This window comes from Nocardia sp. NPDC049526 (assembly GCF_044465765.1).
Taxonomy (GTDB): domain Bacteria; phylum Actinomycetota; class Actinomycetes; order Mycobacteriales; family Mycobacteriaceae; genus Nocardia.
On sequence record NZ_JBITMA010000001.1, the window covers coordinates 370,672 to 397,151 of the forward strand.

The 26,480-nt window shown below is 64.7% G+C and carries 25 protein-coding genes; 12 read left to right on the top strand and 13 right to left on the bottom strand.

Annotation, left to right across the window (positions count from 1 at the left end):
- Positions 1-5 precede the first annotated feature (5 nt).
- From ACIBW7_RS01620 to ACIBW7_RS01640, 5 genes are read right to left on the bottom strand one after another with little or no spacing between them, the layout of a single operon-like run.
- A complete protein-coding gene (locus ACIBW7_RS01620) occupies positions 6-1,001 on the bottom strand; it encodes an MCE family protein (RefSeq protein WP_397044129.1) in 996 nt (331 codons plus the stop codon).
- Positions 1,001-2,044: an MCE family protein gene (locus ACIBW7_RS01625; protein ID WP_397043036.1), complete on the bottom strand. Its 1,044-nt coding sequence runs from the start codon at positions 2,042-2,044 to the stop codon at positions 1,001-1,003. The genes ACIBW7_RS01620 and ACIBW7_RS01625 overlap by 1 nt, the downstream gene beginning before the upstream one ends.
- Positions 2,041-3,534 (bottom strand): MCE family protein, encoded by a 1,494-nt coding sequence (locus ACIBW7_RS01630; protein WP_397043038.1) that lies wholly within the window; start codon positions 3,532-3,534, stop codon positions 2,041-2,043. Before ACIBW7_RS01630 ends, ACIBW7_RS01625 begins: the two co-directional genes overlap by 4 nt.
- A 6-nt stretch (positions 3,535-3,540) precedes the next feature.
- Positions 3,541-4,404: an ABC transporter permease gene (locus tag ACIBW7_RS01635; RefSeq protein WP_397043040.1), complete on the bottom strand. Its 864-nt coding sequence runs from the start codon at positions 4,402-4,404 to the stop codon at positions 3,541-3,543.
- Positions 4,405-4,408: 4 nt separating this feature from the next.
- Positions 4,409-5,227 (bottom strand): MlaE family ABC transporter permease, encoded by an 819-nt coding sequence (locus tag ACIBW7_RS01640; RefSeq protein WP_397043042.1) that lies wholly within the window; start codon positions 5,225-5,227, stop codon positions 4,409-4,411.
- Between the two features lie 590 nt (positions 5,228-5,817).
- On the opposite strand from ACIBW7_RS01640, the gene ACIBW7_RS01645 reads away from it, so the two are divergent.
- The gene (locus tag ACIBW7_RS01645; RefSeq protein WP_397043044.1) at positions 5,818-6,492 is read left to right on the top strand and encodes a S1 family peptidase; all 675 of its coding nucleotides are present in this window, start codon (positions 5,818-5,820) and stop codon (positions 6,490-6,492) included.
- A 43-nt stretch (positions 6,493-6,535) separates the two neighbouring features.
- Here ACIBW7_RS01645 and ACIBW7_RS01650 read toward each other — a convergent pair whose 3' ends face one another.
- Both ACIBW7_RS01650 and ACIBW7_RS01655 read right to left on the bottom strand, forming a co-directional pair.
- A complete protein-coding gene (locus tag ACIBW7_RS01650; protein ID WP_397043046.1) occupies positions 6,536-8,056 on the bottom strand; it encodes an MFS transporter in 1,521 nt (506 codons plus the stop codon).
- Between the two features lie 39 nt (positions 8,057-8,095).
- Positions 8,096-8,746: a hypothetical protein gene (locus tag ACIBW7_RS01655; RefSeq protein ID WP_397043048.1), complete on the bottom strand. Its 651-nt coding sequence runs from the start codon at positions 8,744-8,746 to the stop codon at positions 8,096-8,098.
- Positions 8,747-9,004: 258 nt separating this feature from the next.
- Here ACIBW7_RS01655 and ACIBW7_RS01660 point away from each other — a divergent pair, with 258 nt between their 5' ends.
- From ACIBW7_RS01660 to ACIBW7_RS01695, 8 genes are all read left to right on the top strand, one after another.
- A complete protein-coding gene (locus ACIBW7_RS01660; RefSeq protein ID WP_397043050.1) occupies positions 9,005-9,559 on the top strand; it encodes a DUF6764 family protein in 555 nt (184 codons plus the stop codon).
- A gap of 33 nt (positions 9,560-9,592) precedes the next feature.
- Complete coding sequence (locus ACIBW7_RS01665) at positions 9,593-10,867, top strand: serine hydrolase domain-containing protein (RefSeq protein WP_397043052.1); 1,275 nt, start codon at positions 9,593-9,595, stop codon at positions 10,865-10,867.
- 85 nt (positions 10,868-10,952) lie between these two features.
- Complete coding sequence (locus ACIBW7_RS01670; RefSeq protein WP_397043053.1) at positions 10,953-12,311, top strand: cytochrome P450; 1,359 nt, start codon at positions 10,953-10,955, stop codon at positions 12,309-12,311.
- Between the two features lie 385 nt (positions 12,312-12,696).
- Positions 12,697-13,602, top strand: coding sequence for a L,D-transpeptidase (locus ACIBW7_RS01675; RefSeq protein WP_397043054.1), 906 nt, complete (start codon positions 12,697-12,699; stop codon positions 13,600-13,602).
- Between the two features lie 319 nt (positions 13,603-13,921).
- Positions 13,922-14,851, top strand: coding sequence for a carbohydrate ABC transporter permease (locus ACIBW7_RS01680; RefSeq protein ID WP_397043056.1), 930 nt, complete (start codon positions 13,922-13,924; stop codon positions 14,849-14,851).
- Positions 14,852-14,995: 144 nt separating this feature from the next.
- A complete protein-coding gene (locus ACIBW7_RS01685; protein ID WP_397044131.1) occupies positions 14,996-15,787 on the top strand; it encodes a carbohydrate ABC transporter permease in 792 nt (263 codons plus the stop codon).
- 52 nt (positions 15,788-15,839) lie between these two features.
- On the top strand, positions 15,840-17,168 hold the full coding sequence (locus ACIBW7_RS01690; protein WP_397043057.1) for an ABC transporter substrate-binding protein: 1,329 nt from the start codon (positions 15,840-15,842) through the stop codon (positions 17,166-17,168).
- A gap of 26 nt (positions 17,169-17,194) precedes the next feature.
- Complete coding sequence (locus ACIBW7_RS01695; protein ID WP_397043059.1) at positions 17,195-18,274, top strand: ABC transporter ATP-binding protein; 1,080 nt, start codon at positions 17,195-17,197, stop codon at positions 18,272-18,274.
- 30 nt (positions 18,275-18,304) lie between these two features.
- Here the strand turns inward: ACIBW7_RS01695 and ACIBW7_RS01700 are convergent, their stop codons facing one another.
- The 3 genes from ACIBW7_RS01700 to ACIBW7_RS01710 all read right to left on the bottom strand — a co-directional run bounded on the left by ACIBW7_RS01700 (position 18,305) and on the right by ACIBW7_RS01710 (position 21,642).
- Entirely contained in the window at positions 18,305-20,323 is a 2,019-nt protein-coding gene (locus tag ACIBW7_RS01700) for a M13 family metallopeptidase (RefSeq protein ID WP_397043061.1), read from the bottom strand.
- Positions 20,324-20,402: 79 nt separating this feature from the next.
- Positions 20,403-20,780, bottom strand: coding sequence for a DUF397 domain-containing protein (locus tag ACIBW7_RS01705; RefSeq protein WP_040697841.1), 378 nt, complete (start codon positions 20,778-20,780; stop codon positions 20,403-20,405).
- A gap of 10 nt (positions 20,781-20,790) precedes the next feature.
- Entirely contained in the window at positions 20,791-21,642 is an 852-nt protein-coding gene (locus ACIBW7_RS01710) for a Scr1 family TA system antitoxin-like transcriptional regulator (RefSeq protein WP_387287026.1), read from the bottom strand.
- Positions 21,643-21,774: 132 nt separating this feature from the next.
- Here ACIBW7_RS01710 and ACIBW7_RS01715 point away from each other — a divergent pair, with 132 nt between their 5' ends.
- Positions 21,775-22,326: a hypothetical protein gene (locus ACIBW7_RS01715; RefSeq protein ID WP_397043064.1), complete on the top strand. Its 552-nt coding sequence runs from the start codon at positions 21,775-21,777 to the stop codon at positions 22,324-22,326.
- Here the strand turns inward: ACIBW7_RS01715 and ACIBW7_RS01720 are convergent.
- Entirely contained in the window at positions 22,304-22,783 is a 480-nt protein-coding gene (locus tag ACIBW7_RS01720; RefSeq protein ID WP_397043065.1) for a DUF4190 domain-containing protein, read from the bottom strand. The two genes, ACIBW7_RS01715 and ACIBW7_RS01720, sit on opposite strands and share 23 nt — an antisense overlap.
- A gap of 78 nt (positions 22,784-22,861) precedes the next feature.
- Entirely contained in the window at positions 22,862-23,644 is a 783-nt protein-coding gene (locus ACIBW7_RS01725; protein WP_397043067.1) for a pirin family protein, read from the bottom strand.
- Between the two features lie 296 nt (positions 23,645-23,940).
- On the opposite strand from ACIBW7_RS01725, the gene ACIBW7_RS01730 reads away from it, so the two are divergent.
- Together ACIBW7_RS01730 and ACIBW7_RS01735 are read left to right on the top strand one after the other, a co-directional pair.
- Positions 23,941-24,402, top strand: coding sequence for an NUDIX domain-containing protein (locus tag ACIBW7_RS01730; RefSeq protein WP_397043069.1), 462 nt, complete (start codon positions 23,941-23,943; stop codon positions 24,400-24,402).
- A 179-nt stretch (positions 24,403-24,581) separates the two neighbouring features.
- The gene (locus ACIBW7_RS01735; RefSeq protein ID WP_397043070.1) at positions 24,582-25,934 is read left to right on the top strand and encodes an MFS transporter; all 1,353 of its coding nucleotides are present in this window, start codon (positions 24,582-24,584) and stop codon (positions 25,932-25,934) included.
- Here the strand turns inward: ACIBW7_RS01735 and ACIBW7_RS01740 are convergent.
- Complete coding sequence (locus ACIBW7_RS01740) at positions 25,924-26,454, bottom strand: hypothetical protein (RefSeq protein ID WP_397043072.1); 531 nt, start codon at positions 26,452-26,454, stop codon at positions 25,924-25,926. The genes ACIBW7_RS01735 and ACIBW7_RS01740 overlap by 11 nt on opposite strands.
- Positions 26,455-26,480: the final 26 nt, after the last annotated feature.

Consider the following 26,480-nt stretch of genomic DNA (forward strand, 5'->3'; position numbering starts at 1 on the left):
CAGTTTCATCCCTGGCACCCCTCGATCACATGGGCGAAGCACAACCAGTTGTCCGGGAAGCCCCACGGCAGGCCGACCTCACCGTAGGGACCATTGCCGAACGCGTTGTTGAAGGTGCGTACCGACACCGGCATGATCTGCAGCAGCCGGTCGAGGTTGTCCTTATTCTTCTGCAGGCCTTCGGCCATGGTGTTCAACTGCGCGATAGTCGGGCCGAGCTGGTTGTTGTTGGCGGCGCCGATCTCCTGCAGCTGGCGGCTCAGCGTCGACACATTGTCGAGCAGCTGGCGCAGCAGACCCTGACGCTCCATCACCCGGTTGGCGATGGCCTCGCCCTGAGTGATCACCAGCAGCACGCTGTTGCGGTTGTCGCCGAGGATCCGGGTGACCCGGTCGAGATCCTTGAGCAGGCTGTCGACTTCCTGTTTGCGCGAATCCATCACCTTCGCCAGCGCGCCGACGCTGTCGAGCGCCTGCGCCGTCAGCGCGGGCGAATCGCCCATCTGCTTGTTGATCAGATCGAGCGAGGCGGCCAGCTGCTTGGTGTCGAGCGCCTCGAACTTCGGGGTGCCGTACTCGACCACATCGGCCAGGTTGTACGGAACCGAGGTGTTGGACAACGGAATTCGGCTGCCCTTCAACCCCGACCCGTCACCCGGATCGAGATCGACGTAGCGCGCACCGAGCAGCGTCGCCATCTTGATCGATGCCCTGGCATCCGGTCCGAGCTTCACATCGTCGTTCACGCTGAGGGTGAGCAGGATGTGCCCGTTCTCCAGCTTCGCACCGGCGACATGGCCACTCGGCACGCCGGCGACATTGACCTTGTCACCGACCTTGACCCCGGCGGTCTGCGCGAATTCGGCCTTGACCGTCTTCTCACCGACGCCGATCAGCTTGTACGCACTCGACCCGATCAGCAGCGCGATGATGAGGACGCCGCCGATCACGCCGAGCCAGAAGTAGCGGTTGTTGTTGAACCTGTCCTTGATCTTGGTCATCATGGGCGGCACACCGCCGACTGTCCGTTACCGCCGATCATTGGGAGCAGGCCGCGGGGGAGCAGGATGCCGTAGAGCGAAATATCGAGCTTGCAGATGTAGGCGTTGGCATAGGCGCCGTCCTGGGTGAACTTGCCGATATCGGCCAGCACTGCGGGCAGGTCGATCGCGGCCTGGTCCAGTTTGGCGCCATTCGCGATCAGCAGCGTGAGCGCCGCGCTTGTCGAATCCTGTGCGCTGGCCAGCTTCGGCTGGATCTTGCCGAGCATGTCCACCAGACCGCTGGTCGCATCCGCGATCTGCACGGTGGATGCTTGCAGCGACTGCCCCTGGTCGTACAGGCCGCCGATCAGTGCCCGGGTCTGGGTAACCAGGGTCTCCAATTCATCACCTCGCTTGGCCAACCCGGACATGACGCCGCTGAGGTTGGTGATCACATCGCTGAGAATCGCGTCTCGGCGCTGGAAATCCGTGGCCAGGGTGGCAGCCTGGGTGATGAACGCGCTCAACGAAACACCGTCACCCTGCAATGCCTGGATGAAGGTCTCCGAGAGCCGGTTCACCTGCTCGGGCTGCAACACCTGGAACAGCGGCTGGAATCCGTTGAGCAGTCCGGACACATCGAAGGACGGTTCGGTGCGCTCGAGCGGAATGGTGGCCTTGTTCTTCAACGCCGCCGGACTCGCCGCCTTGCCCGGAGCCAGTGCGACATAACGCTGCCCGATCAGGTTCTGGTAGCGGACCAGCGCCTTGGTGTCGTCGTACACCGTCTGGTTGCGCTGCACGATGAACGTCACGTTGGCGACGGACTTCTTGGTCTTGGAATCGCGGGTGAGTTCGATCTTCTCGACCTTGCCGACCCGCACGCCCGCCATCCGGACGTCATCGCCCTCGCGCAGGCCGAGCACATCGCTGAAGGTCGCGGTGTAGGTGTTGGTGTCACCTTCCACGACCCGCGCCAGCGTATTCCAGACGACGACGGTGACCAGGATCGAGACGATCGCGAAGAGGCCGAAGCCGATCAGTGGTTTACGAACGCTCATTCGGCGGCACCTCGTACCTGCAAAGTACCCCCGCGCATTGCCGAACTGAGCAGCAGATATTCGGCCGCTGTCGGCCGACGACCGAGCAGGGCCACGATCGCGGCATCTCCTTCGTACGAAATCGGGTCGGCGGTCACTGGTGCACTCGCCGGTTGGACGGGCACGGCCGGAGCCGCGGGCTGGTCGGCGGAGGGCTGCGCATTCGGCGCGGGCGGCGCCAGGTTCGGGAACAACCCCTCCAGTGGCGTACCCGCGAACGGGCTGGCCGGCTTCGGCTCGGCCGAGGCCGCCGCGAGCGGATCACCCGGCGAGGTGAGACCCGGGATCTCCGGGAAGCCCGCGGGCAGTGGCAGTTTCGCCAAACCCTGCGCGGTTTCCAGCGAACGCGGCTTCATCGAGTCCGGTAGGTAGCCGGGATCGGAGACCGCCGGTGCGGTGGCACAGCTCGGTCCGGCCAGATTGCCGTAGTGCGGGCAGTCGGCCTGTTCGTAGGGCCGGTACGGGGTGAGCGTGACACCCGCGTTCCAGACCATCTGCCGCTGCGGACCCCAGTGGAAGGTCTGACCGAGCTTGCGCAACGAATTGTTCAGCGAGGCAATAGTGTCCGGGATCGAATTCGCATCCGCGGCGAGCGCGCCGAACATATCGCTGGTACCCGCGGTCACCTGCTTGCCGACATCGCCGTTGCGAGCGAACAGCGAGTTGACCGAATCCACCGTGCCCGCCGTACCGCTGATCAGGGCGACCAGCTGGGACCGGTGATCGGCGATGGTCTGGGCGGTCTTCACCGAACTGCCGAGCACATCGAGCAATTCGGGGGCGGACTCGTTGAGTGCGCGGGCCGAGGCCGAGAAATCATCGAGCAGCACACCGAGATTCGGGATGGACTCGTCCACCGAGGTGAGCCACTTGTCCAGCCGCTCGATGGTGGAGCCCGGCATCCGGCCGCTGCCGTCCAGCGCCTGGGAGAGCGTGCCGAGGACCCGGCCGAATTGCACCGGATCGATCTTGGTGAGGATGGTCCGGACGGTGGTGAGGGTGTCCTGCAGCGCGATGGTGCCCTGGCTGCGGTCCTCCTCGATGGTCGAACCCTCGTGCAGGTACTGATCCGCCGGACCGTTGAAGACCAATTCCACCGAAGTGACGGCGAACAGGTTGCTCGGCACCACGCGGGCGGTCACGTTCGACGGGATATCGCCGGCGAACTCCGGCTTCAGGTCGATCTGCACCTTCTGCAGCTCGCCCTTGGCGGCGACCTCGACATCCTCGACCGCGCCGACCAGCACGCCGCGGAACTTCACGTCGGCCTCGCTGGGCAGCCCGTCACCGGTGGTGGTCAGATTGGCGACCACGTGCACCTTGGGCACGAAATAGCCTTGGTATCTTGCCATCAGGAAGCCGAGGATCAGCGCGAAGACGACGAGTCCGCATACGCCGGCGACCAACAGTTGTCGCATGGTGGGGCCACGCCCACTGGGATCGATGATCATCTCGTCCTACCCCGAGATCCGGATGCCGGGATTGACGCCCCAGATCGCCAATGTCATGAACAGGTCCGCGAAAACCACGATGATGATGCACATCTTGATGGCCCGACCGGCCGCGACACCCACGCCCTCCGGACCGCCCGAGGCGAAAAAGCCGTAGTAGCACTGGATGAACGTGGTGATCGCGACGAACACCATCGCCTTGAGCAGCGAGTAGAGCACGTCTCCTGGTATCAGGAACTGATAGAAGTAGTGCGCGTAGGTACCGCTGGAGGTGTTGCCGATCAGCTGCACTGTGAGCGAGCAGGAAATGTAGGCCATGGCCAGGCCGAGGCAGTAGAGCGGGACGATGGCGATCATCGCCGCGAACATCCTGGTGCTCACCAGATACGGCAGCGGCCGGATCGCGATCGACTCGAGTGCGTCGATCTCCTCGGAGATCCGCATCGCGCCGAGTTGCGCGGTGAATCGACAGCCGGCCTGGGCGGCGAAGGCGAGCGCCGCGAGCAGCGGTCCCAACTCCCTGGTGGTCGCGAATGCGGAGATGGCGCCGGTGATCGGGCTCAGGCCGAGCAGATTCAGCGAGGTATAGCCCTGGATGCCGACCGTCATCCCGCCGAAAGCGCTGAGGATCAGGATGACGCCGATGGTGCCGCCACCGACGACCAGGCTGCCGTTGCCCCAGGTGACATCCGAAAGCAGCCGCCAGACTTCCTTCGGATAGTGCCGCAGCGCCAACGGGATCGAGCCCACCGACCGCAGGAAGAAGAACACCTGGTGTCCCAGGCGCGCCACCATATCCACCGGGACCTGCGCGGACTTCTTTATTTGCCGAAGTGGCCGCAGCAGCGGCGGTATATAGGTTGTTGACACCTGCTCAGACCACCTGTGGGGGGAGGAGAACGTTGTAGATCTGGGTGATGATCAAGTTCACGCCGAACAACATGATGGCGGAACTGACCACCGCGGAGTTCACCGAGTTGGCGACTCCGCCCGGACCGCCCCGCGTATTGAGCCCGGTATCACAGGCGATGATCGCAGCGAGCAACCCGAAGATCAACGATTTCACCAGTGCGACAAGCAGATCGATGGTGACGGCGAACGAAGAGAAGGTGCCGATATAGGAACCCGGGGTGCCGTTCTGCGCGAAAATATTGAAAATGTAGCCAGTCAAAAATCCTACGAATACGACGAAGCCACAGAGCAATACGCTGACCAGCATGGCCGCACCGAGCCGGGGCGCGACCAGCCGACGCAGCGGATCCACCCCCATCACCCGCATCGCATCGATCTCTTCGCGGATGGTGCGTGAACCGAGATCGGCGGTGATCGCCGAACCGACCGCGCCCGCGATCATCAGCGAGGTGACCAGCGGCGCACCCTGCTGGATGATGCCGAGACCGTTCGCCGCGCCGATGAACGAGGTCGCACCGACCTGGCTCGCGACCGCGCCGACCTGGATGGAAACGATCACGCCGATCGGGATGGCGACCAGCAGCGTCGGTGCCGCGGCGACACTGGCCATGAACGCGCACTGGCGGATGAACTCACGATAAGGAAAGCGGCGTCGGAATATCGCGATGAACAACTCCGCGACCGCCGCGAACCCCATCGTGATCTGCCTGCCGAAGGTCTCCAAGGAGCGCTTCGGATGGTCTTCCCAGTAGGCCTTCGTCCAATCGACCGCGTCACTCATCCGTGACTGCGCTGGTGGACTCTTGGTCGACTGCACTGGCTAACCCCTCTCGACGCCGGTAACCAAACCCCGACGACTTGTTTGCTTGACGCACCTTACTACGGAGTAGTGCGGAACACACCATCACCGTGTGATTGCAGTCATAGATTGGAGTCACTGTAGGGAAAACGCTATGAGCAGTGGCCCTGCGCTTGGGATCGGTCCCAAAGTTAACGGTGATACTTCTAGAACAAGTTGCAGTTCCACCGGCTCCGATCAGGCTCGCATATGGCCTGTTCCACTATTTGCGCGGATAATATTCATATAAAATCTGCGTACGATTCGAATGGCCGCTACGGTACCGATCAACATACAACTGAAACACAATCAGTCACTTTGTGATGATTTCAGTAATAGACTTTCGCTATCGCTAGAAAATGAGACGCTGCATCTGAAATGTCGAAAAGTGCGACGCGTTCGACACCAGGAGGCCGACCGTTTCGAGCGACCCGCAAGCGATCGCCAGGGATACAGGACGCGCCCGGAGCCGAATACTGACACGATGGGTGCGACAGATTGATATCGTGCGGACTTCCGACGTCTGGAGGGACATGTTCAGCAAACTCGCCAAGGTGGCCAACGCTGCCTTCGCCGTAGCTCTTGGTGCGGCACTGGTCGCGACGGGGGCCGGGACCGCGGACGCCGCGCCGGGGCCACCCGTCATCGGCGGTGGGTCGGGAATCATTATCGATAATCAGTTCGAATGCACTGTCACGACGGTCGGTTACGACGGCGGAGGCCGGCTGGTCGGCCTGACCGCGGGACACTGCGGCGACCCGGGCGCTCAGGTGTACGCCGAAACCGACCGCGGCGCAGGCGTGATCGGCCGGTTCGTCTACTCGAATCACGACCTCGACTACGCCATCATCCAGTTCGATCCGAGCCGGATCACCCCGGTGAACCGGATCGGCAATGTCACCATCACCGGGATCGGCGGCCCGGCCCAGTTCCCGATGATCGTCTGCAAGGAAGGCCGCACCACCGGCAGTACCTGCGGCATCGCCTACGGTGACCTGTTCGGCACGAATATGGAGACCTGGTCGCAGATGTGTGTGGTGGAGGGCGATTCCGGTGCGCCGGTCGTCGTCGGCACCACACTGGTCGGGATGGTGAACGCGTATCTCGCCATCGCCTGCTTCGGACCCGAGGTCGGCACCAATATGAGCTCGATCATGGGCGATATCAATGCCCGTGGCAGCGTCGGGGCGGGCTTCAACCCGATCTAGCGAGGATCAGTCGAATACCGAATGAGCGGGTCGAATGACCCGCTCATTCTGTTTTGTGGAGCGGCGCCAGCGCCGGACCCGCCACCCCGCACTGCAGCATGCAGTCGACATTGTCCAGCGTCGCCGCGCGGCGTGGCGCGCGCAGTAGTACTGCCGCGATCAGCGCACCGGCCACCAGCAGGCCGACGCAGATCCACATCGCGACGCCGAAGCCGCGGTCGAATTCCACTGGATCGCCGAGCGATCCGGAGATGCCGGCGAGGCCGGGCAGCGCGGCGACGGCCAGCAGCTGAGCGGTACGGGCCACGGCATTGTTCACCCCCGAGGCGATGCCGGCCTCACTGGCGGGCACCGCGCCGAGTACCGCGCCGGTGAGTGGAGCGACCAATACCGACAGGCCGAGACCGAAGACCAGCACGCCGGGAAGTACATCGGTCAGATAGGTGGTATCGGGTCCGATGCGCAGCAGCAATACCAGGCCGAGCGCGGCGAGCAGCGGACCGACCGTCATCGGAATGCGCGCACCGTGCACCTGCGCCCAACGACCCGCGGGCGCGGAAAGCACCAGCATGATCAAGGTGACCGGAACCGTGGCCACCCCCGACATCAGCGGCGTGTACTTCGCCACCAGTTGCAGCTGCATGACCAGGAGGAAGAAGACACCGCCGAGCGCGGCGTAGACCGCGAGGGTGACCAGATTCGCGGCGGTGAAGACCCGCCCGCCGGAAGCGACGGGCCCGGAGGAGGCAGCCTGCGTACCCACGGAGGGCCCCGCGCCCGGCGAAAATGTCCCAGCGAACAGCGAGGGGGGCACCAGCGGATGGTCGCTGCGCATTTCGATCACCACGAAGACGGTGAGCAGCAGCAGACCGACGACCACCAGTAGCGGCATCGCATCGATCAGACCGAAGGTCAGCGCGCCGAGGGCCACCGCGACCACCACCGCACCCGGAATATCCAGTCGCGCCGAGGCATTCGGGTCGTGGCTCTCCGGCACATGCCGCAGCGTGACGAGTACGACGACCACCGCGAGCGGCACATTGATGAAGAAGATGGACTGCCAGCCGGCCAACTCGATCAGCCAGCCGCCGAGGAACGGCCCGAGCGCGCCCGCGACGCCGCCGAAGCCGGACCACAGGCCGATCGCCGCACCCTGATCGCGTTGATCAATGGATGAGGAGATCAGCGCGAGACTGCCTGGGGTGAGCATCGCTCCCGCCACACCTTGCAGGATCCGGGCGACGACGAGCATCTCGATATTCACCGCGGCACCGCAGAGGACCGAGGCCAGCGCGAAACCGATTACGCCCCAGACGAACACCTTGCGGCGGCCGAAATGATCGCCGAGCGAGCCACCGAGCAGGATGAACGAGGCCAGAGTCAGCGTGTAGCCGTTGAGCGTCCACTGCAGGCCCGCGACATCGGTGTCGAGGGATTCGCCGATGCGCGGCAGCGCGATATTGACGACGGTGGCATCCAGCGAGGCCACCGACGAACCGAGGATGGTGGCCAGCAGGATCCAGCGGCCGGTGGCCGAACCCAGCCGGGGTAACTCAGAACTCACCGACCAAACCTAGCCGCTACCGGCCGGTTTTCGTGGGTGTCAGAGATTTTGGACGCAGACCACGAAGCGCCGCGTCGGGTACTCGAAGCCGCTGCTGCTCCCGCAGACGCTGGCATCGTCGGCGCCCTGCTGGATATTGGTCACCTTCACGCCCTGGCTGACGCGTTCGGTGCAGTCGATGCGCTTGGGATCCTCGCCGCTGATATCCATGCAGCCACCGACGACCCAGTCGATATCCAGGCAGATCGCGCCCTGCTGCACGCCGTTCAGGGTTTCGAAGTAGGCGGAGTCGCGGTCGGCGACGCACTGTGAACTGGTCGCCGCCTTGCCGATGACTTTGTAGTTCGAGGCCCGGCTGCCACAGGAGGCCTTGGCGATGGTGGCGTTATCGGTGGTGCCGCCGAGCGTCACGCAGTCACCGACATTGGCCTGGAAATCGGTGCTGCCGCCCTTGGTCGCGGAGGTGGTCGCCGTCGGCTTACCGGAGGACGGGCGGGCGCTGGTGGTGGGCCTGGCCCCTGAGGTTTTCGGCGTGTTGGTGGACGAGACCGCATCGATGGTCCCGTTTATGGCGGGCTGGGCATTGCCGCTGATTTTATTGCCGCAGCCCGCTAGCGAGAGCGCGGCGACGACGGCGACCGCGGCGATGGCCGCCGTCGCGAGGCGACCCGAGATCGGTTGACGAGACACTTACAGTCCTCCCGGCTGTAACGCTCCGAACTCATACCCCCGTCGGAATCCGAAGTGATCTAGCAATGCATGAAATACCACGCCATGCATACACCACCGAGCGCAGATGCGTCGAGTCGACAGCAACCGCATCGGAGAAGCACAGTGCCGGCCCAAATGTTGGTTCGATCACTGTGGCACCGCGGTGTACCAGCGGAACCGGTGTCACAGCAACCGATCTGGGTATGGTGGGGTTTCCGGTGTGAGAGGAGTTCGTCCGTGAAGCTGATCAGCGCGATCACCTGCACCACCGCCGCGTTCGGCGCCGCGCTGATCCTCCCCGCAGTGGCCTCAGCAACCGATGTGCATTGTGCTTCCGACGGCGGGACGGATGTCACCGTGATCGACGGAAGCACCGCATGCCGGGCCGCGACCGAATCCCTCGGCCGGGCGCGGGCGGCCGGATACGACGGAGTCGGCTACGCCCGTGCCGGCCTGGGGGCCGCCGCCTTCGGCATCGGCGCGGCAGGCGGTGTGGGCGCCAGCGACGGAGTCGGCGGAATTCCGATCGCGCTCGGCTACGGCGCCGATGCCGTCGCGCTGGCCTCGATCGTCGCTCCGGCAACGGATTCCGAGACCGACCACCCGAGCCCGCCCACCCCGCTGTTCGCGATATCGATCGCCTTCGACGGCTCGCGCGCACAGGTCGCGACCGCCGAGAGCGCGGTGGTGTGCCTGGGCACGGCAGCCTTCGCGTGGAATTCGGCAACCGGCGCGACCTGTCTGACCACGCCTTTCGGTCGCTGGCAAACGCCACGATCCGAGTTAGGCTGAGAATTCGGCCCCAGCCACCAGGAGGTGTGACCCATGGTTTCAGCCTTCCCCACACCGGACCGATGGCCAGCCGCGCCACTGGAGATGCTCGTCGATCCGAGATTCGTCCGCCTCGCGGATCACTTCTTCGGCATGTTCGCCCAGCCGACGCGTGGCGGCGGTGCGCTCGCGATCTATCTCGACGGTCGACCCGTCGTCGATATCTGGGCGGGCTGGGCGGCCAAGGATCGACGTTGGAACGGCGAGAATGTCGCGCTCACCTTCTCCACCGGCAAGGGCGTCGCCGCGACCGTGGTGCACCGGCTGGCAGAGCGCGGGCAGATCGAATACGAAGCCCCGGTCGCCACTTACTGGCCGGAGTTCGGCGCACACGGCAAGGACGACATAACGGTGCGCGATGTGCTCTCGCACCGCGCCGGACTGCACCGAGTGCGCGGCCTGGTCCCCGGCCGGGAGGGCATCCTCGACTACGACGCCGTGGTGACGGCGCTGGCCGAGAGTCCCGCCGACCCGCGCCGCATCCGTACATCGGGCTATCACGCGATCACCTTCGGCTGGCTGGTGGCCGAGATCGTGCAGCGCGTCACCGGTGATCCGTTCACCGATGTGGTGCGGCGCGAGATCGCGGAACCACTCGGCTATGACGAATTCTGGTTCCGGGTACCGGAATCCGAGCGCTACCGGATCGCCAAGATCTTTCCGCATCTGAATCCCCCCGGAATCCGTTGGAATACTGCGTCATCGGTGCTGTCCTGGGTGCGGCCGGTGCGCGGACTCGCCGAGGCGGGGATGCCGGAGAGCTTCGACGAACTCGTCCGCGATCCGCGCGTGCACGATGCGGTGATGCCGGGCTGGAACGGTGTCTTCTCGGCGCGCGCGCTGGCCAGAATGTACGGGGCCCTTGCGAATGAAGGGCGGGTCGAGGCGTTGGATCCCGAACGCGGTGGTCACGCCATCGACGCAGTGCAGTTCCTGAAACCGGAGACGATCGCGATCATCAACGAGACGCAGCGGGCCGACAGCCGTGACTATGTGCTCGGGGTGCCGCTGAAATTCACCCTCGGCTATCACCGTCCGGTGGTCATGTCCAAGCAGCAGCCGCGAAAAGCCTTCGGCCACTATGGACTCGGCGGTTCGGGCGCCTATGCCGATCCCGAACTGGGCATGTCGATCGCCTTCGTCACCAACCGGCTCGGCAATGCGGTGACCGCCCTCGGGGACGCCCGGCTCGCGCGCTTGGCCGCCCTCGCCGGCAATACGGTGCGCAGGGTGCGCCCGAAAGGGGCGGTCGAACCGGGACCCGCGTGAGTTCGTAGCTATAGATATGGAGCAGGCGGACGCATCAGAGGAAACGGCGCTGGACGCCGCGCCTTCGAGGCCGCGTGCACCGAGAATGGTGATTGCGCACGCGTTGGCGGCGAGCATCGATTTCGAGCGGTACTTCCGTTGGCGACGCGAACGCGAGGGCGATCCGTTCTACGTGCGGTTTCCCGGTTTCGACGCGGTGTTGTTCACCGGCACGGCCGAGGGCGCCCGCGAATTCTTCCGCGCGCCGATCGATCTGCTCGAACCGCCGCGTCCGAATCCGATCGAACCGCTGGTCGGCTCCGCGTCGCTGATCCTGGCCGCGGGCGAACGACATCGGCGCGATCGGACATTGCTCGCTCCCGCGTTCCACGGCGCGCGGATCCGCGCCTACGGCGAGCTCATCCGCGAGTCCACCATCGCCGAAATATCCGGCAGCACAGGCGAATCCCGCCCCGCCTGGACACCGGGCACACGCATCGACTCGCGGGCGGCAGCCAGGGCGATCACTTTGCGGGTGATTCTGGATGCGGTATTCGGGGTGGACAGCCACGTGCGCCGCTCCGAATACACCGCCGCGGTCGCGGAATTCCTCACCGCCTACTCCGGACCGCTGATGCTGGTGCCCGCCCTGCGCCACGGGCTGTTCGGCCGGGCGCCGTGGGATCGGTTCGTCGCCGCGCGCGAGCGGCTCGACGAGCTGATCCTGACCGATATCGCGCAGCGTCGGGCCGTCGGCTCGGTCGGCGCCGACATTCTCGGTCTACTGCTCGCGACGAGCTATGACGACGGCACCTCGATCACCGATGACGATCTGTGCGACCAACTGCGCACCCTGCTCGTCGCCGGACACGAGACCACCGCGACCAGTCTGGTGTGGGCGCTGTTCCATCTGCATCGAGAACCCGAGGCGTTGCAGCGCCTGCGCGCCGAACTGCACACGGCCGGTCTCGACGCCTCCCCGCTCGAGCTTGCCGGGCTGCCGTTCCTGGACGCGGTGTGCCAGGAGACACTGCGGCTGCATCCCACGGTGCCCATAGTCCTGCGCAGGCTGGCCGCTGGCGACTGCTCGCAGGTCGCTCGAAACAACACCGCGCCGTTCGCGCTGCGTGGTGTCGAGCTCGCGGCGGGCGACACCATGGGCATCGCGCTGCCGCTGCTGCATTCCGATCCCGCCGTGTGGACGGATCCGCAGCTCTTCCGGCCGGAACGGTTCATCGAGCGCAAGTACCGGCCGTACGAGTTCGCGCCCTTCGGCGGTGGAAATCGGCGGTGTGTCGGGGCATCGCTGGCCGACTACGAACTGCGGATCGTGCTCGCGACCATCCTCGGCCGACTGCGGCTGCGCTTGCCGCCGCGATATATGCGCGGGCGGGCGCCGCTGTCGGTGCCGCACAACATCGCGACAGGGCCGCATCGGTCGATCCCATTCGATGTCATTTCGTGATTTATCTCACGAAGGAGTTTGGCTCATCTGAGGCTCGGCCGACTTGACGGCCCTCCTGAGCCATCGAGTCCCACGGACCTGACCGGCCACTTTCACGAAAGATCGTGACTCCCAACGGCATATGTGTTGCTCGCCACATCATGCGGTCGGCACGAATCAATCCGAAACGCCACTGGCCGCGGATGGCCCCGGACGGTAGGAAGGACCCCAGGGTCGGGTGCGTCATATACCCGTGGGGTGCTTCGTGTGCCCCGCGCCGTTTTTCCGTGGGCGTTCGCACGGAATCCACGAAGAGTCTTCGTGAAACCGCCCTGCGAGCTCCACACCGATGAGAGATCTCACCGCGCCACCGGCGTAGGCGAGAGATGGATTGGACGAGAAACCTATGCATGCCGCTTTGCACACCGGGACGTCGACTGCTCCTCGTCGGGGAGCGCTAGCCCGCCGACTCCGGCAGGGCATCCTATTGTCGGCGGCGATCGCCGCGGTCGGCATCACCGCCGTCGCGCCGGCTCAGGCCGACCCGGCATTGCCGGGTGTCGGCACCGGCTCCGCTAACTCGACCGCCACCGATCCGGGTGCCACGGCGAACTTCGCGCCGCCGAGTATCAGCCCCGGGGACGGCGAGGTCGTCGGCGTCGCGCAGCCGATCATCATCAACTTCAAGGAACCGGTGACCGATCACGGCACCGCCGAGCAGGCCATCAAGATCACCTCCTCGAATCCGGCGCCGGGTCACTTCTACTGGTTCAGCGACAAGCAGGTGCGCTGGCGGCCGAACGAGTTCTGGCCGGCCAATACCGATGTGACCGTGGAGGCAGGCGGCACCCGCACCGCATACCGGATCGGTGACGCTTTCATCACCACCGCCGACGACGAGACCCACACCATCACGATCACTCGCAACGGCGAGGAGATCATGACGATGCCGACCTCGATGGGTAAGACCAAGCACGAGACCCCGAACGGCACCTACTTCGTCGGCGAGCAACTGCGCAAGATGACCATGGATTCGTCCACCTACGGCGTGCCGACCACCGATCCCGAGGGCTACAAGGTCGAGGTCGAGTACGCCACCCGGATCTCCAACAGCGGCATCTTCGTGCACGCGGCCCCGTGGTCGGTTGCGCAGCAAGGTGTTTCGAACGCCAGCCACGGCTGCCTGAACGTCAGCACCGAGAACGCCAAGTGGTTCTTCGAGAACGCCAAGAAGGGCGACCCGGTCATCGTCCAGAACACCCAGGGCGGCACCCTCAACTCCCGCGACGGCTACGGCGACTGGAACGAATAGCTGACAACCCGACCTCCAAGCTCAGCTCGGCCCAGGCGCAATCGCCTGGGCCGAGTTCGTTTTGTTCAACTGATGGTGTTCGGGAATTCCCGGACGACGGACCAGTTGCCAGTTAATCTCCCGAGTGGCGCAACGCTACAACTGATTGCGGGAGAACATGGGTACGCCCAGCATCCAGCCACCTGCACGGCCGCCGGCCCGCGACGAAGATGGCCTCGCACCCGACGACCGGCATAAGTTTCGGGGCGCGCGCGAGAAGTTCAGCGTATCGGCGCTCGGCATTAACCGATCGTTTGCTGTGCGCCATAAAACTTCGGCCGTGCGAACCAGGCCGGAACGAGTACTGCCGCAACCGCGCGGGCGTGGCCTGCGCAACCGGCCGTGGCAGGACTATGCGCTGTTCCTGGTGTTGCTCGGGCCGAATCTGGTGCTGCTGACGCTGTTCGTCTACCGCCCGCTGGCCGACAATATCCGGCTCTCGCTCACCGACTTCAATATCTCCGACAACTTCGTGACCTACATCGGGTTCGCGAACTACCGGGAGTGGTGGGGCCGCGACGACTCCTGGCAGATCGTCACCAATACGGTGGTATTCACCCTGGCCGCAGTGGTCGGCAGCATGCTGCTCGGCCTGGCGCTGGCCCTGCTGCTGGACCGTAAGCTGTTCGGCCGCAATGTGGTTCGTTCGGCCATCTTCGCGCCGTTCGTCATCTCCGGCGCGGCCATCGGCGTTGCCTTCCAGTTCATCTTCGATCCCAGCTTCGGGCTGATCCAGGATGTGCTGCACCGCATCGGCGTCGACAAGGTGCCGGACTTCTACCAGGACCCGCACTGGGCGCTGTTCATGGTGACGGTCACCTATATCTGGAAGAACCTCGGCTACACCTTCGTCATCTACCTGGCCGCGCTGCAGGGCACCCGCGCCGATCTGATGGAGGCAGCCGAGATGGACGGTGCCGGCCGTTGGACCACGTTCACCAAAGTGCTACTGCCACAACTGCGCCCGACCACTTTCTTCCTGTCCATCACGGTGCTGCTGAACTCGCTGCAGGTCTTCGACATCATCAATGTGATGACGCGCGGCGGGCCGCTCGGCACCGGCACCACGACCATGGTCTACCAGGTCTACGAAGAGTCCTTTCGCAACTTCCGGGCCGGCTACGGCGCGACGGTCGCCACCATCATGTTCCTCGTGCTGCTGGTCGTCACGCTGGTCCAGGTACGCATCATGGATCGGGGCGAGCAGTGAAACGCGCACAGCCGGAGCGACGGGCGCGGAGGAGGCAGCGTGCGTAACCAGGTAGCGACCCATGCAGGCCGCCATGGAAACAGCGTGGAGACTCTTTCGTATCGCCGCAGACAGCGGGCGGTGACGGTGCTCGGATACGCCGCGATGGCGTGCGTGCTGATCATCGTCGGTGTTCCGCTGTTCTGGATCTTCATCACCTCGTTCAAGGCACGTCCGGATATCTACACCCAGCCCGCGGTGTACTGGCCGCACAGTTGGCATCCGGCGAACTACGAGGACGCCACCACGACGCTGCCGTTCTGGACCTTCCTGCGCAATTCGCTGATCATCACCGGGATCATCGCGCTGGTGAAATTCGTGCTGGGAGTGTTCAGCGCGTACGGCCTGGTTTTTCTGCGGTTTCCGGGCAAGACCCTGGTGTTCCTGGTGATCATCGCGGCGCTGATGGTGCCCAACCAGATCACGGTGATCTCCAACTACGCGCTGATCGCCCAGCTGGGTTGGCGAAATACCTTCCAGGGCATCATCATTCCGCTCTGCGGGGTGGCCTTCGGCACCTTCCTGATGCGCAATCACTTCCTCTCACTGCCCTCGGAGGTCATCGAGGCGGCCCGGATGGACGGTGCCAACTGGTGGCGCCTGCTCACCCGGGTGGTGCTGCCGATGTCCGGACCGACAATGGTGGCCTTTGCGGTGGTCACGCTGGTCAACGAGTGGAACGAATACCTCTGGCCGTTCCTGATGGCCGACGACACCAGGGTCGCCACACTGCCGGTCGGCCTGACTCTGCTGCAGAACACCGAGAATCCGAGCGTCACCAACTGGGGACCGGTGATGGCGGGGACGCTGCTGACCATGCTGCCGATCCTCATCGTCTTCCTGCTGCTACAGCGCCACATGATCAAGGGCCTCACGTCCGGTGCGGTCAAGGGTTGAGCCCACCCATCGAGGAATCGCTACGCGATGCAAACCCTGATAGGAGAAACCAGTGTCCAAACCACAATTCCCGGCGCTGTCGCGGCGCGGATTCATCGGCCTGGCCGGTGCGATTGCGGCGGGTACCGCACTGACCGCATGTGCGGGCAGCGGCGGTGGCGGCAAGCAGTCCGGTGACGCCAACACCATCACCTTCTGGTCGAATCACCCTGGCACCTCGAAGGAACTCGAAGCCGAGCTGATCAACCGGTTCCAGGCGAAGTATCCGGATCTGAAGGTCAATCTGGTCGACGCGGGTAAGAACTACGAGGAGGTGTCGCAGAAGTTCAATGCGGCGCTATCCGGCGGCGAGCTGCCCGATGTCGTTGTGCTGTCGGATGTCTGGTGGTTCAACTACGCGCTCAACGGCACCATCGAACCGCTCGATTCACACTTCGCCGACGCCGGGGTCAAGCTCGACGACTACGTCGATTCGCTGGCGGCCGACTATCTCTTCAACGGTAAGCATTACGCGCTGCCGTACGCGCGCTCGACGCCGCTGTTCTACTACAACAAGGACGTCTGGGCGAAGGCCGGTCTGCCCGACCGTGGCCCGCAGAGCTGGCCGGAATTCGACGAGTGGGGCCCGAAGATCCAGTCGGTGGTCGGCGACGGCAAGCTCGCGCACGGCTGGGGGGACGCCAAGAACTACCTGGCCTGGACCTTCCAGGGCCCGAACTGGACCTTCGGCGGCGCCTACTCCGACCAGTGGACGCTGAAGTTCACCGATCCCAAAACCATTGCGGCGGGCCAATTCCTGCGCGATATGATCCATACCAAGAAGTACGCGGGCATCAAACCGCAGATCGCCGTCGACTTCGGCACCGGCGTCATCGCCTCCACCATCGCCTCTACCGGCGATCTGCGGGGCATCCAGAAGAATGCCGAGGGCAAACTGCAATTCGGCACCGCATTCCTGCCGCATCCCAACGGCCCCGGCGTCACCACCGGCGGTGCCGGGCTGGCGATACCGTCGCGGATCTCGGATCAGCGGAAGGTGAACGCGCTGAAGTTCATCGAGTTCATCACCAATGCCGCGAATACCGCGTACTTCTCGCAGGGCACCGGTTACATGCCGGTGCGAAAGTCCGCGGTGACCGATCCGAGCGAGGTCGACTTCCTGGCGAAGAATCCGAATGCGAAGGTCGCCATCGAGCAGCTCGCGGTGACCAAATCGCAGGATTACGCGCGGGTCTTCGTGCCGGGCGGTGACCAGATCATCGGCACCGGGCTGGAGCAGATCGGTCTGCAGAATGCCGATCCGGCAACGGCTTTCGCGAATGTCGCCAGCCAGCTGCAGACCATTATCGACCGGCAGATCACGCCGAAGCTGCCCAAGTAGTACCGACGAAGAGGGAGATCGACGCCGTGGCAACAGTGCACTTCGACGGGGTGACGCATCTGTATCCCGGTGCGCCGGCGCCCGCCGTCGACAACCTGGAACTCGATATCGCCGACGGGGAATTCATCGTCCTCGTCGGCCCTTCGGGTTGCGGCAAATCGACCAGTCTGCGGATGCTGGCCGGATTGGAATCCGTTGCGGCGGGTCGCATCCTGATCGGCGGTAAGGACGTCACCGGACTACCGCCGCGCGCCCGTGATGTGGCGATGGTATTCCAGAGCTACGCGCTCTATCCGAATATGACGGTCGCGCAGAATATGGGGTTCGCACTGCGCAATGCCGGAATGAACAAGGCGGACACCGCAGTTCGGGTGCAGGAGGCGGCGAAGATGCTCGAACTCGAGCATCTGCTCGACCGCAAGCCGGCGAAACTTTCCGGTGGACAACGCCAGCGCGTCGCGATGGGCCGCGCCATCGTGCGCCGACCCCAGGTCTTCTGCATGGACGAACCGCTGTCCAACCTGGATGCGAAACTGCGGGTGAGCACCCGCTCCCAGATCGCCGCACTGCAGAAGCGCCTCGGCACCACCACCGTCTACGTCACCCACGACCAGGTCGAGGCCATGACCATGGGCGATCGGGTCGCGGTGCTGCGCGAAGGGAAACTCCAGCAGATCGCCAAACCCCGTGAGCTCTACGACGATCCGGTGAATACCTTCGTCGCGGGGTTCATCGGCTCACCCGGCATGAATCTGCTCGACGCCCCGGTTCGCGACGGTGCCGCGGTATTCGGCGATCTGCGAATTCCCTTGCCCCGAACCGCAACCGGTCAGCGGGTCATTGTCGGCATCCGTCCGGAATCCTGGGAAACCACCGCCGAAAGCGATAACAGCCTCGCCGTGGCCGCCGAACTGCTCGAGGAACTCGGCGCCGAATCCTTCATCTACAGCCACGGCATCACCGATGAATGGAACAGCCGCTCCGGCAAGGTGGTGGCCCGGGTGGACCGCCGCTTCCAAGTGGCACTCCGTGATCGCCTGCGCCTGCGCCCGAAACTCGACGAGATCTTCTTCTTCGACGGCGAAACCGAGGAGCGCCTGCGCTGAGCGCCCGGCGTCCTCGGCCCCGCCGGATGCTCACCAGATCTTGACGCGCTGCGCGGGTTCCAGATACAGCTCGTCGCCCGGCTTCACATCGAAAGCCTCGTGGAAGCTGTCGATATTGCGAACCACCGCATTGCAACGGAACTCCGGCGGCGAGTGCGGATCGGTGGCCAGGCGGCGGATGGCCTCCTCATTGCGGGCCTTGGTCCGCCAAACCTGCGCCCAACCGTAGAAGACGCGCTGCAGACCGCTCAGACCGTCGATCACCGGCGGCTCCTCGCCTTCGAGCGAAATCCGGTAGGCGGCCAGGGCAATGGACAGTCCGCCCAGATCACCGATGTTCTCGCCGATGGTGAATTCGCCGTTGACGGTGTGGTCGTCGGCTAGCGCCTTGGGTGAGAGCACGTTGTACTGATCGATCAAAGCCTTTGTGCGCTTACCGAATTCGGTGCGATCGGCATCGGTCCACCAGTCGACCATATTGCCGTCGCCGTCGTACTTGGCGCCCTGATCGTCGAAACCGTGGCCGATCTCGTGGCCGATCACGGCACCGATGCCGCCGTAGTTGGCGGCGTCGTCGGCGTGCATATCGAAGAACGGCGGCCGCAGAATGGCCGCGGGGAAGACGATTTCGTTCAGGCCCGGGTTGTAGTAGGCGTTCACCGTCTGCGGGGTCATGAACCATTCGCCGCGATCGACCGGACCGCCGAGCTTGTTCAGATCGCGATCGTGTTCGGCGGCATAGCCGCGTCGGTAGTTGCCGACCAGGTCGGACGGCACGATGACGATGGCGGAGTAGTCGCGCCACTTGTCCGGATAGCCGATTTTCGGGGTGAATTTCTCCAGTTTGGCCAGCGCGGCCGCCCTGGTATCCGGCCCCATCCAGTCCAGCTCGGCGATATTGCGGCGGTAGGCCTCCTGCAGGTTGGCGACCAGCTCGACCATCCGCGCCTTGGCCTCCGGCGGAAAGTGTTCGCCGACATACAGTTTGCCGACCGCCTCACCGAGCAGATCCTGCACCAGCGAAACACCGCGCTTCCAGCGTTCCCGGTTCTCCTGCGCGCCGGTGAGGGTGCGGCCGTAGAAGTCGAAGTTCTCCTCGACGATCGGATCGGTGAGATAGGCCGCCCGCGAACGCAACAGCCGCCAGATCGCCCACGCCTGCCAGTCGGCGAGCGGTTCGGCTGCCCAGGTCTGCGCGAAGGTGCGCACGTAATCCGGCTGGCGCACAACCACTTCGGCGAACAGTTCGGGACCCGATTTCGAGATCCCCTCGGCGAGCGCGGCAGTCCAGGCGTGCCAATCGAATTCCGGATGCTCGGCGACCAGCGCGTCGTAGGTGGTGAGGTTGTAGCTCAACTCGGCGTCGCGACGGCGCACCACGTCCCAGTGCCCGGCCGCGAGCTTGCGCTCCAATTCGAAGATCCGCTGTCCGACCGTCGCCAGGTCGGCGGGCAGCAGCGCGGCGATCTGCGGTTCGGCCGCGGCCAGTGCGAACATCCGGCCGATGTGCTCGACATATCGGTCCCGGATCTCTGCGAATTCGTCCTGCCGGTAGTACGACTCGTCGGGCAGCCCGATCCCGGACTGGGTGGCGTGCACCAGATACCGGTTGGAGTTCTTGTCGTCGGTATCGACATAGAAGCCGAGCGCGCCACTGACTCCGGTGCGCTGCAGGCGACCCAGAAGCGCGGCGAAGGCACCACGATCGGCGACCTCGTGGATCTCGGTGAGTTCCCCCGCGATGGGCGCCAGCCCGAGCGAGGCCACCGTATCGGTATCCATGAAGCTCGAGTACAGATCGCCGATCTTGCGCGCATCACTGCCGTGCGGCGCCGCCGAGTCCGCGGCCTGCCGGATGATCGTCTGCACATCCAGCTCCGCCTGGTCGTACAGCGTCCGGAAGGCGCCGTCGACCGCGCGATCCGCCGGTATCTCATAGGTATCCAGCCACCCACCGTTGACATGGGCGAACAGATCGTCCTGAACGCGCACGGCGTGGTCGAGGTGGGAGAGATCGATACCGGAGGGACTGCTCAGATCGGAAGTCACGATCTCCAGTATGCAGAGATAGGGCGAAGGCCGCCGTCGCCGAGGTTGGCCCCGGCCGCGTCACGGCCGGGGTAGGCGGTCAGGCGGGCAGGATGATGCGATCGAATTCGCCGTCGCGCGCGCCGGCGATGAACGCATCCCACTCTTCGGGGGTGTAGGAGAGGGTGATATCGCCGTGGCGCAGGGTGGCGCTGCCGTCGGCGCAAGTTTGTGCGATCAGCTCGTTATGCGATCGGCCGCTGTTGAGAAGGTTGATGAACGAGGTCCAGAGGCTCGCGGTGACGGTGATGATGGGCTCTTCAGCGGGGCGGTTGGCCGGGTTGCGGCGGTATTTGCTGTCACGGATGAGCACCGCGTCACCATCGAACCGGACTTCGACGCATTGATTGCCGTTGTTCGATCGACTCGACGTGAACCAGTCAGTGAAAACCGACCGGAGGGTAGCGGTGGTGGCCATGGGCAGGATTTTACACTCGTGCATACCTGCTGATCAGGGCCAATGATGCTGCACGATTCAACGATTGTTCCAGTGCGCGAACGTAAGCGAAGCTCAAATCGCGCACCTGTTCCGGATCGTCGACCGCGCCACCGAAGACCGCGCTCTCGGCCCACGCGAAGGTCGGCAGCTGTTCACCGGCGAAGTCGATCAGGTGGAAACTGGACCCGCCGAGCACCGCTCCCGCCCGCGCCGCGAACGGGATGACGCGCACCTCGATATTGTCGAGCTGCTCGATCGTCTTCGCCAGATACTCCAACTGTCCACGCAGCACCTCCGGCCCACCGGTCTGCTGTAGCAGGGTGCCCTCGCCGATGACCGCGGTCAGTTCCACCCGGCCCTTGCCGCGCAACCGCTCCTGCCGCCGCATCCGAATGGCTACCAGTTGCTCGACTTGAACCGGCCGGATCATCACATCGGCACTGATGAGCGCCCGCGCGTAGTCCTCGGACTGCAGCAGACCCGGGAAAACCAAACTGTCATAGCTGCGAATGCTCTGCGCGCCGAACTCCATGCCGTACAGCCGCTGCAGTTCCGGCCCGATCAAGGCCGACGATTTGGCCCACCACCCGCGCTGCTTACTCGCCTCGAGCAGCGTCAGCAACTCCCCGCGTTCCTCGGCATCCACCTCGAGCAGTTCGAGCACCGGGCCGATGGTGTTCGTGGTGAGCACCCGTCGCCCCTTCTCGACATGCGACCAGTTGGCCGGGGTGAAGCCGACCCGCTTGGCGAAGGTGGCCGAATCGAAGCCGCGCTGTTCGCGCAATTCGCGCAGGCGCAGCACCAGCTCCCAGCGGGCAACGGTCGGGGAAACGGGCGCCATGGCCCGAGATGGTACGCCGGAAATTTACTCGGCGTGTGACTATTGTCAAGGAACTTGTGCGGGTCTAATGTCGATTTCAGCGGCAACTTCGGTTTTTACGTCGATCCACTCAGAGTCGAGGCGAGGTTCGTCATGGGTACGTCGCGAATGGAATCGGGTAGCTACCTGGCAGCCCAGGATTTCGCGGCGACCCAGGACGCCTTGGCGCGATGTCGCCGCTATCGCAAGGACAACGGTCTCTACGGAGTGGTCGATCCGGGCCTCGGGCGAATTCTGTTGGAAGTCGGCGCGGTCGGCGCGGTCGTCATGCCCGCCGTACTCGGCAAGCGGGTGCACGCCTACCTCCTGGCCAACTACGGGCGGACCGGACCGATCATCGCGCATCCGCGCTCCAGCCGTTGGTCCTTCCTGACCGGTCCGACCGATAACTCGTACCTGGATATGACGCTGTTCCCGGAGTTGTTCCGACTCTGCGCCTCGGTGGCGCTGCCGGGCAGCCGGATCGTGCTGCCCTCACCGACCGATGAACTCAGCGGCTACCGGATCTGGATCGCACCGCCCGAGGGCGACTACCGCCCTGAACTCGGCGATGTCATCGCCGCCACCCGGACGTGCGCGAACAGCGGCGGCCGGTCGGTCGTCAAGGGCATCAAGGGTGTTGTCAAGGGGTCGGGCGCGGAGTGAGCGTCACGCTGAAGCTCTGCTCGATACTGTGCTGCCACTTGTCCCGGCACTCGTTTTGTTTGGTCTGATCGTCGCCGGCCTTCTGCATACAGTCCAGATAGTCCTTGCCGCCGGAGTCGACGAAGAAGCTCCAGCCGACGATGCTGAGTACCACGGCGGCGACCAGCGCGAGCACACCCAGGATCAATCCGGTGACGGCCATGCCGGTGCCGCCCGCACTGCCGGAACGAATCTTGACCAGCGCGATGATGCCGAAGATCAGCGCGAAGAAGCCGAACAGATAGCCGCCGATCAGCGTCCAGCAACTCAGCAAGCCGAGGATGCCGAGCACCAGTGCGGTGATCGCCATGCCCTTGCGCTTGGGGGATTCCTGCCAGTAGTTCGGCTGCCCCTGGCCCGGTGGCGGCGGGTACTGACCCGGTGGCGGATATTGACCGGGCGGCGGATATTGCGCCATGGGACTTCCTCTCAGCCGGTGCGCTTGCGCTGCAGTGGCCTTCTGATCGCACTCCCCGGGATGTTGATGCCGAGGGGGTTATTCCGAGCCGAGCCGCGCGTGCATCTCCCAGACCAGGATCTCCGCCGGCCCGTGGGCGGTCACCAGTTGCCCACCGGATCTGGTCATGCGGACAGCGTCACCCGCGTACAACGGACCGACGCCCTCCATCTCCACCTCGCCCCTTGCGACGAACAGATGCAGATACGGCGCGTCCGGCAGGTCGATCGCCTGCTCGGTTTCCCCGCTGTCCGCCAACCGCGCCACATGCATCGCCGAATGGCTGCTGCCGATGGCGATCGCGGTCCGATCGCGATAGCGCGGCAGGCCGGAGGCCACGGTCACCAGGCCGCCGCGGGCCAATTCGTCGTCGATCTCGAGCTGCTGGTATCCGGGCTCCGAGCCCGGTTCGTCCGGCACCACCCACATCTGCACGAAATGGACCGGCAGGTCGTGTTCGGTGCCGTGGTCCAGACGCCAGGAGTCGTTCTTTTCCGAATGCAGAATTCCGGTGCCCGCGCTCATCCGCTGTGCCAGACCGGGATAGATGACGCCGCTGTGCCCGAGCGAATCCTGGTGCACCAGCGAGCCGCCGAGCACCCAGGTCACGATCTCCATATCCCGGTGTGGGTGGGTTTCGAAGCCCTGACCAGGGGAAACGATATCTTCGTTATTGACGAGCAGCAGCCCGTGATGGGTGTTGTCGGGATCGTAGTGCTCCCCGAAGGAGAACGAGTGCTTCGAATCCAGCCAGGACACGCGCGTTTTCATGCGATCGCCGCCGCGATGGACATCGATGTGTGGTGTCGTGAGTGTGGACATCGTGGTCCTCCTCTCGGGACCGTGCACCGATCACCTTTCAGGGTAGGAGCACTTACGACGTGGTACTCCGAATTCCTAGTAAATTGTCCTGCACTCGGCATTTTACGCGAGCTGATCTTCGTGAGTGACGTGCAAGGTAGTCACTCGCGGCTGCGGGTGAACGGCAGGCGAGCAGTACCGACCGGTTAGTCGAGTCGGCGGTCGGCACGGCCCGCCAGCACCTGACGGAGGTCTGTACGCGTGCGGGGCGGTTTCGTAACATCATGTGCCACAACGGAATCGGAGGTGACGAACGGATGCGAACCGAGGTGCTCGCACGCATCGAGCAGCAACTCCGCGATGCGGCAGAGCGCGACGGGATCAGCGATTTCGTCGTCGGTGTCGCGGTATTCCGCGATCGCAAACTCCTGGTAGTGCGCCGCGTACCCGACGATTACCACGGCGGCATGTACGAACTGCCCGGTGGCGGAGTCGAATCCGGGGAGACCCTGGCCGAATGCGTGGTCCGGGAACTGTTCGAGGAGACCGGGCTGCGGGTGCGCGCCATCACCGAGTACCTCGGCGACTTCGACTACGCCACCAGGACCAAGCCCAGAGTGCGCAAGTACAGCTTCATCGTCGAGGTGGAGCCCGGCGATGTCGCGCTGGCCCCGGGCGAACACGACGCCTTCGCCTGGATCGATGCCGCCGCGCTCGCCGATCTCCCGATGGCACCGGATATGCGCGAAACAATCTCCACCCTGGTCAACTGCGTTTGATCCGTACGGGCCACACTGCTGACCACCACGGAGCAAGTCTTACGAGCGACGTTCGCGGCCGAGTCGTCGAAGCGCATGCGACGAAGTCGCGAGTCTCGACGGCTCGGCCGCGAGACACCCGGGGGCCGCGAACACGCCGCGCCGCAGGCGCGGCAAGTCGAACACAGTAGCCTCTGGGCGTGTCTACTGGTCGCCCCGACGGCAACACTCCCGCGGACGCGCGGCCGGTTTCGCTACAGACGGCGCTGCGCGAGAGTCCGGGCGTGTTGCGTTTGGCGCTGGTCCGCTTTACCGGTCAGTTCGGTGACGGCATGTTCCAGGCGGCGCTGTCCGGTGCCATTCTGTTCAACCCGGAACGGGAGACCGATCCGCTCGCCATCGCGGCCGCGTTCGCGGTATTGCTGCTGCCGTACTCGCTGATCGGACCGTATGCCGGTGCGCTGCTGGACCGCTGGGATCGGCGGGCCGTGCTGCTGGTCGCCAATGTGCTGCGGGCGGTGCTGATCGCAGCGGTGAGTGTCGGGCTATTGGCGGGCACCAGTGACACACCGTTGTTGTTGCTCGCGCTCGCCGTGGTCGGAATCAGCAGGTTCGTGCTCTCGGGCGTGTCGGCTGCGTTGCCCCGAGTGCTCGATCAACACTGGCTGGTGCCCGCGAATTCGGTGCTGGCCACGGTGGCGTCCGGGTGTGCCGGTGTCGGCGCCGCGGCGGCGGTCGCGATCATCGGGTTGATCGGCGCGGGTGATTTCGCGTCGGCGGTCGCGGTGGCGATCAGTGCGGCGTGGTCGGTCTGCGGTGCGGTATTCGCGACGGGCTTCGGGGCTGGGGTGCTCGGTCCGGAGCCGGGCACCGCGACGCGCGACAGTGCGGTGCGGGCGATCGCGACCGGTCTACGCCACGGTGCTGCCGCAGTCTGGGGAGCGGTTCAGGTCACCACCGCGATGATCGGCATCGGCACGCATCGAATCGTATTCGGCACCAATACGCTGATCATGGTGCTGGTGCTGCGGCAGGCGCCCGTCGACGGCGGCGGCGCGAATACCGGACTGACCCGGTTCGGGCTCGCCATCGGCTGTACCGCCGCCGGGATGCTGGTGGCGGCGGTCGTCGCACCGGTGTTGATTCCGCGGCTCGGCCGCTCGCGCACGGTGGTCCTCGGGTTGTCGACCGCGACCGTGGTGCAGTTGGCGCTGGTCACCCCGACCGCGATCGCGACGGCGGCGACCGCGGCGCATCGGGCGCATCAATTGCTGCTGGTCGCGGCATTCCTGTTCGGGCTCGCGGGGCAGATCATCAAGCTGACCGGCGACGCGACCATGCAGATCGATATCGATGACACCAGGCGCGGTCAGGTGTTCGCACTGCAGGACACCGTATTCAATATTGCGTTCGTGCTCGCGATCGCGCTCACCGCATCGGTGATACCGGCGGATGGGCGCTCGATCGGCGTGGTGCTGGTCGGCGCCGGAATCTATTGCGCCGGAATAGTGGCCATTGCCGCCAACAGTCGGCGGGTGCCGGTTACTCGCTGAACGGCATTATCGGATAAGCGGATTCATCGCCCGACCAGGTCCGGTGATCCCGAAGCGCGGCGACATGTTCGATCGGAGCCTGCGGATCGAACCAGCGCGAATCCTGCATCGGCTCATCGTGATTCGACAAGGCCGCGCCGAATTGGTCGTCGGCGAGATGCTCCGGCTCGGGCTCGGTGCGCTCGATCCAGGCCAGGTGTTCGCTGTCCGCATCGGCCGGGCTGCCGGTGATCTGGTGATTCCAGGTGCCGTTGCCGGTCGGATCGGTGAAGAAATGGTCGAGTACGCCGTCGTCGTCGAGATCCAGCCCGGCCACATCGGCAATGCCGGTGCCGTGCGAATCCCACAGCACGTCGTCGACCAGGCCGTCGCCGTCGAAGTCGAGTGCCACCGCATCGCCAACGCCCGCCCCGGACAGATCCAGATCCGCCTTGCTGGTCCAGACGTGCACCGTGCCGTCGCCGGTTCCGAACACGTACTCGATCTCGTTCATATCTGGTTGGACGCGACTGCGCCCCATCCGGTTCCACCCTTCACGCGATTCGG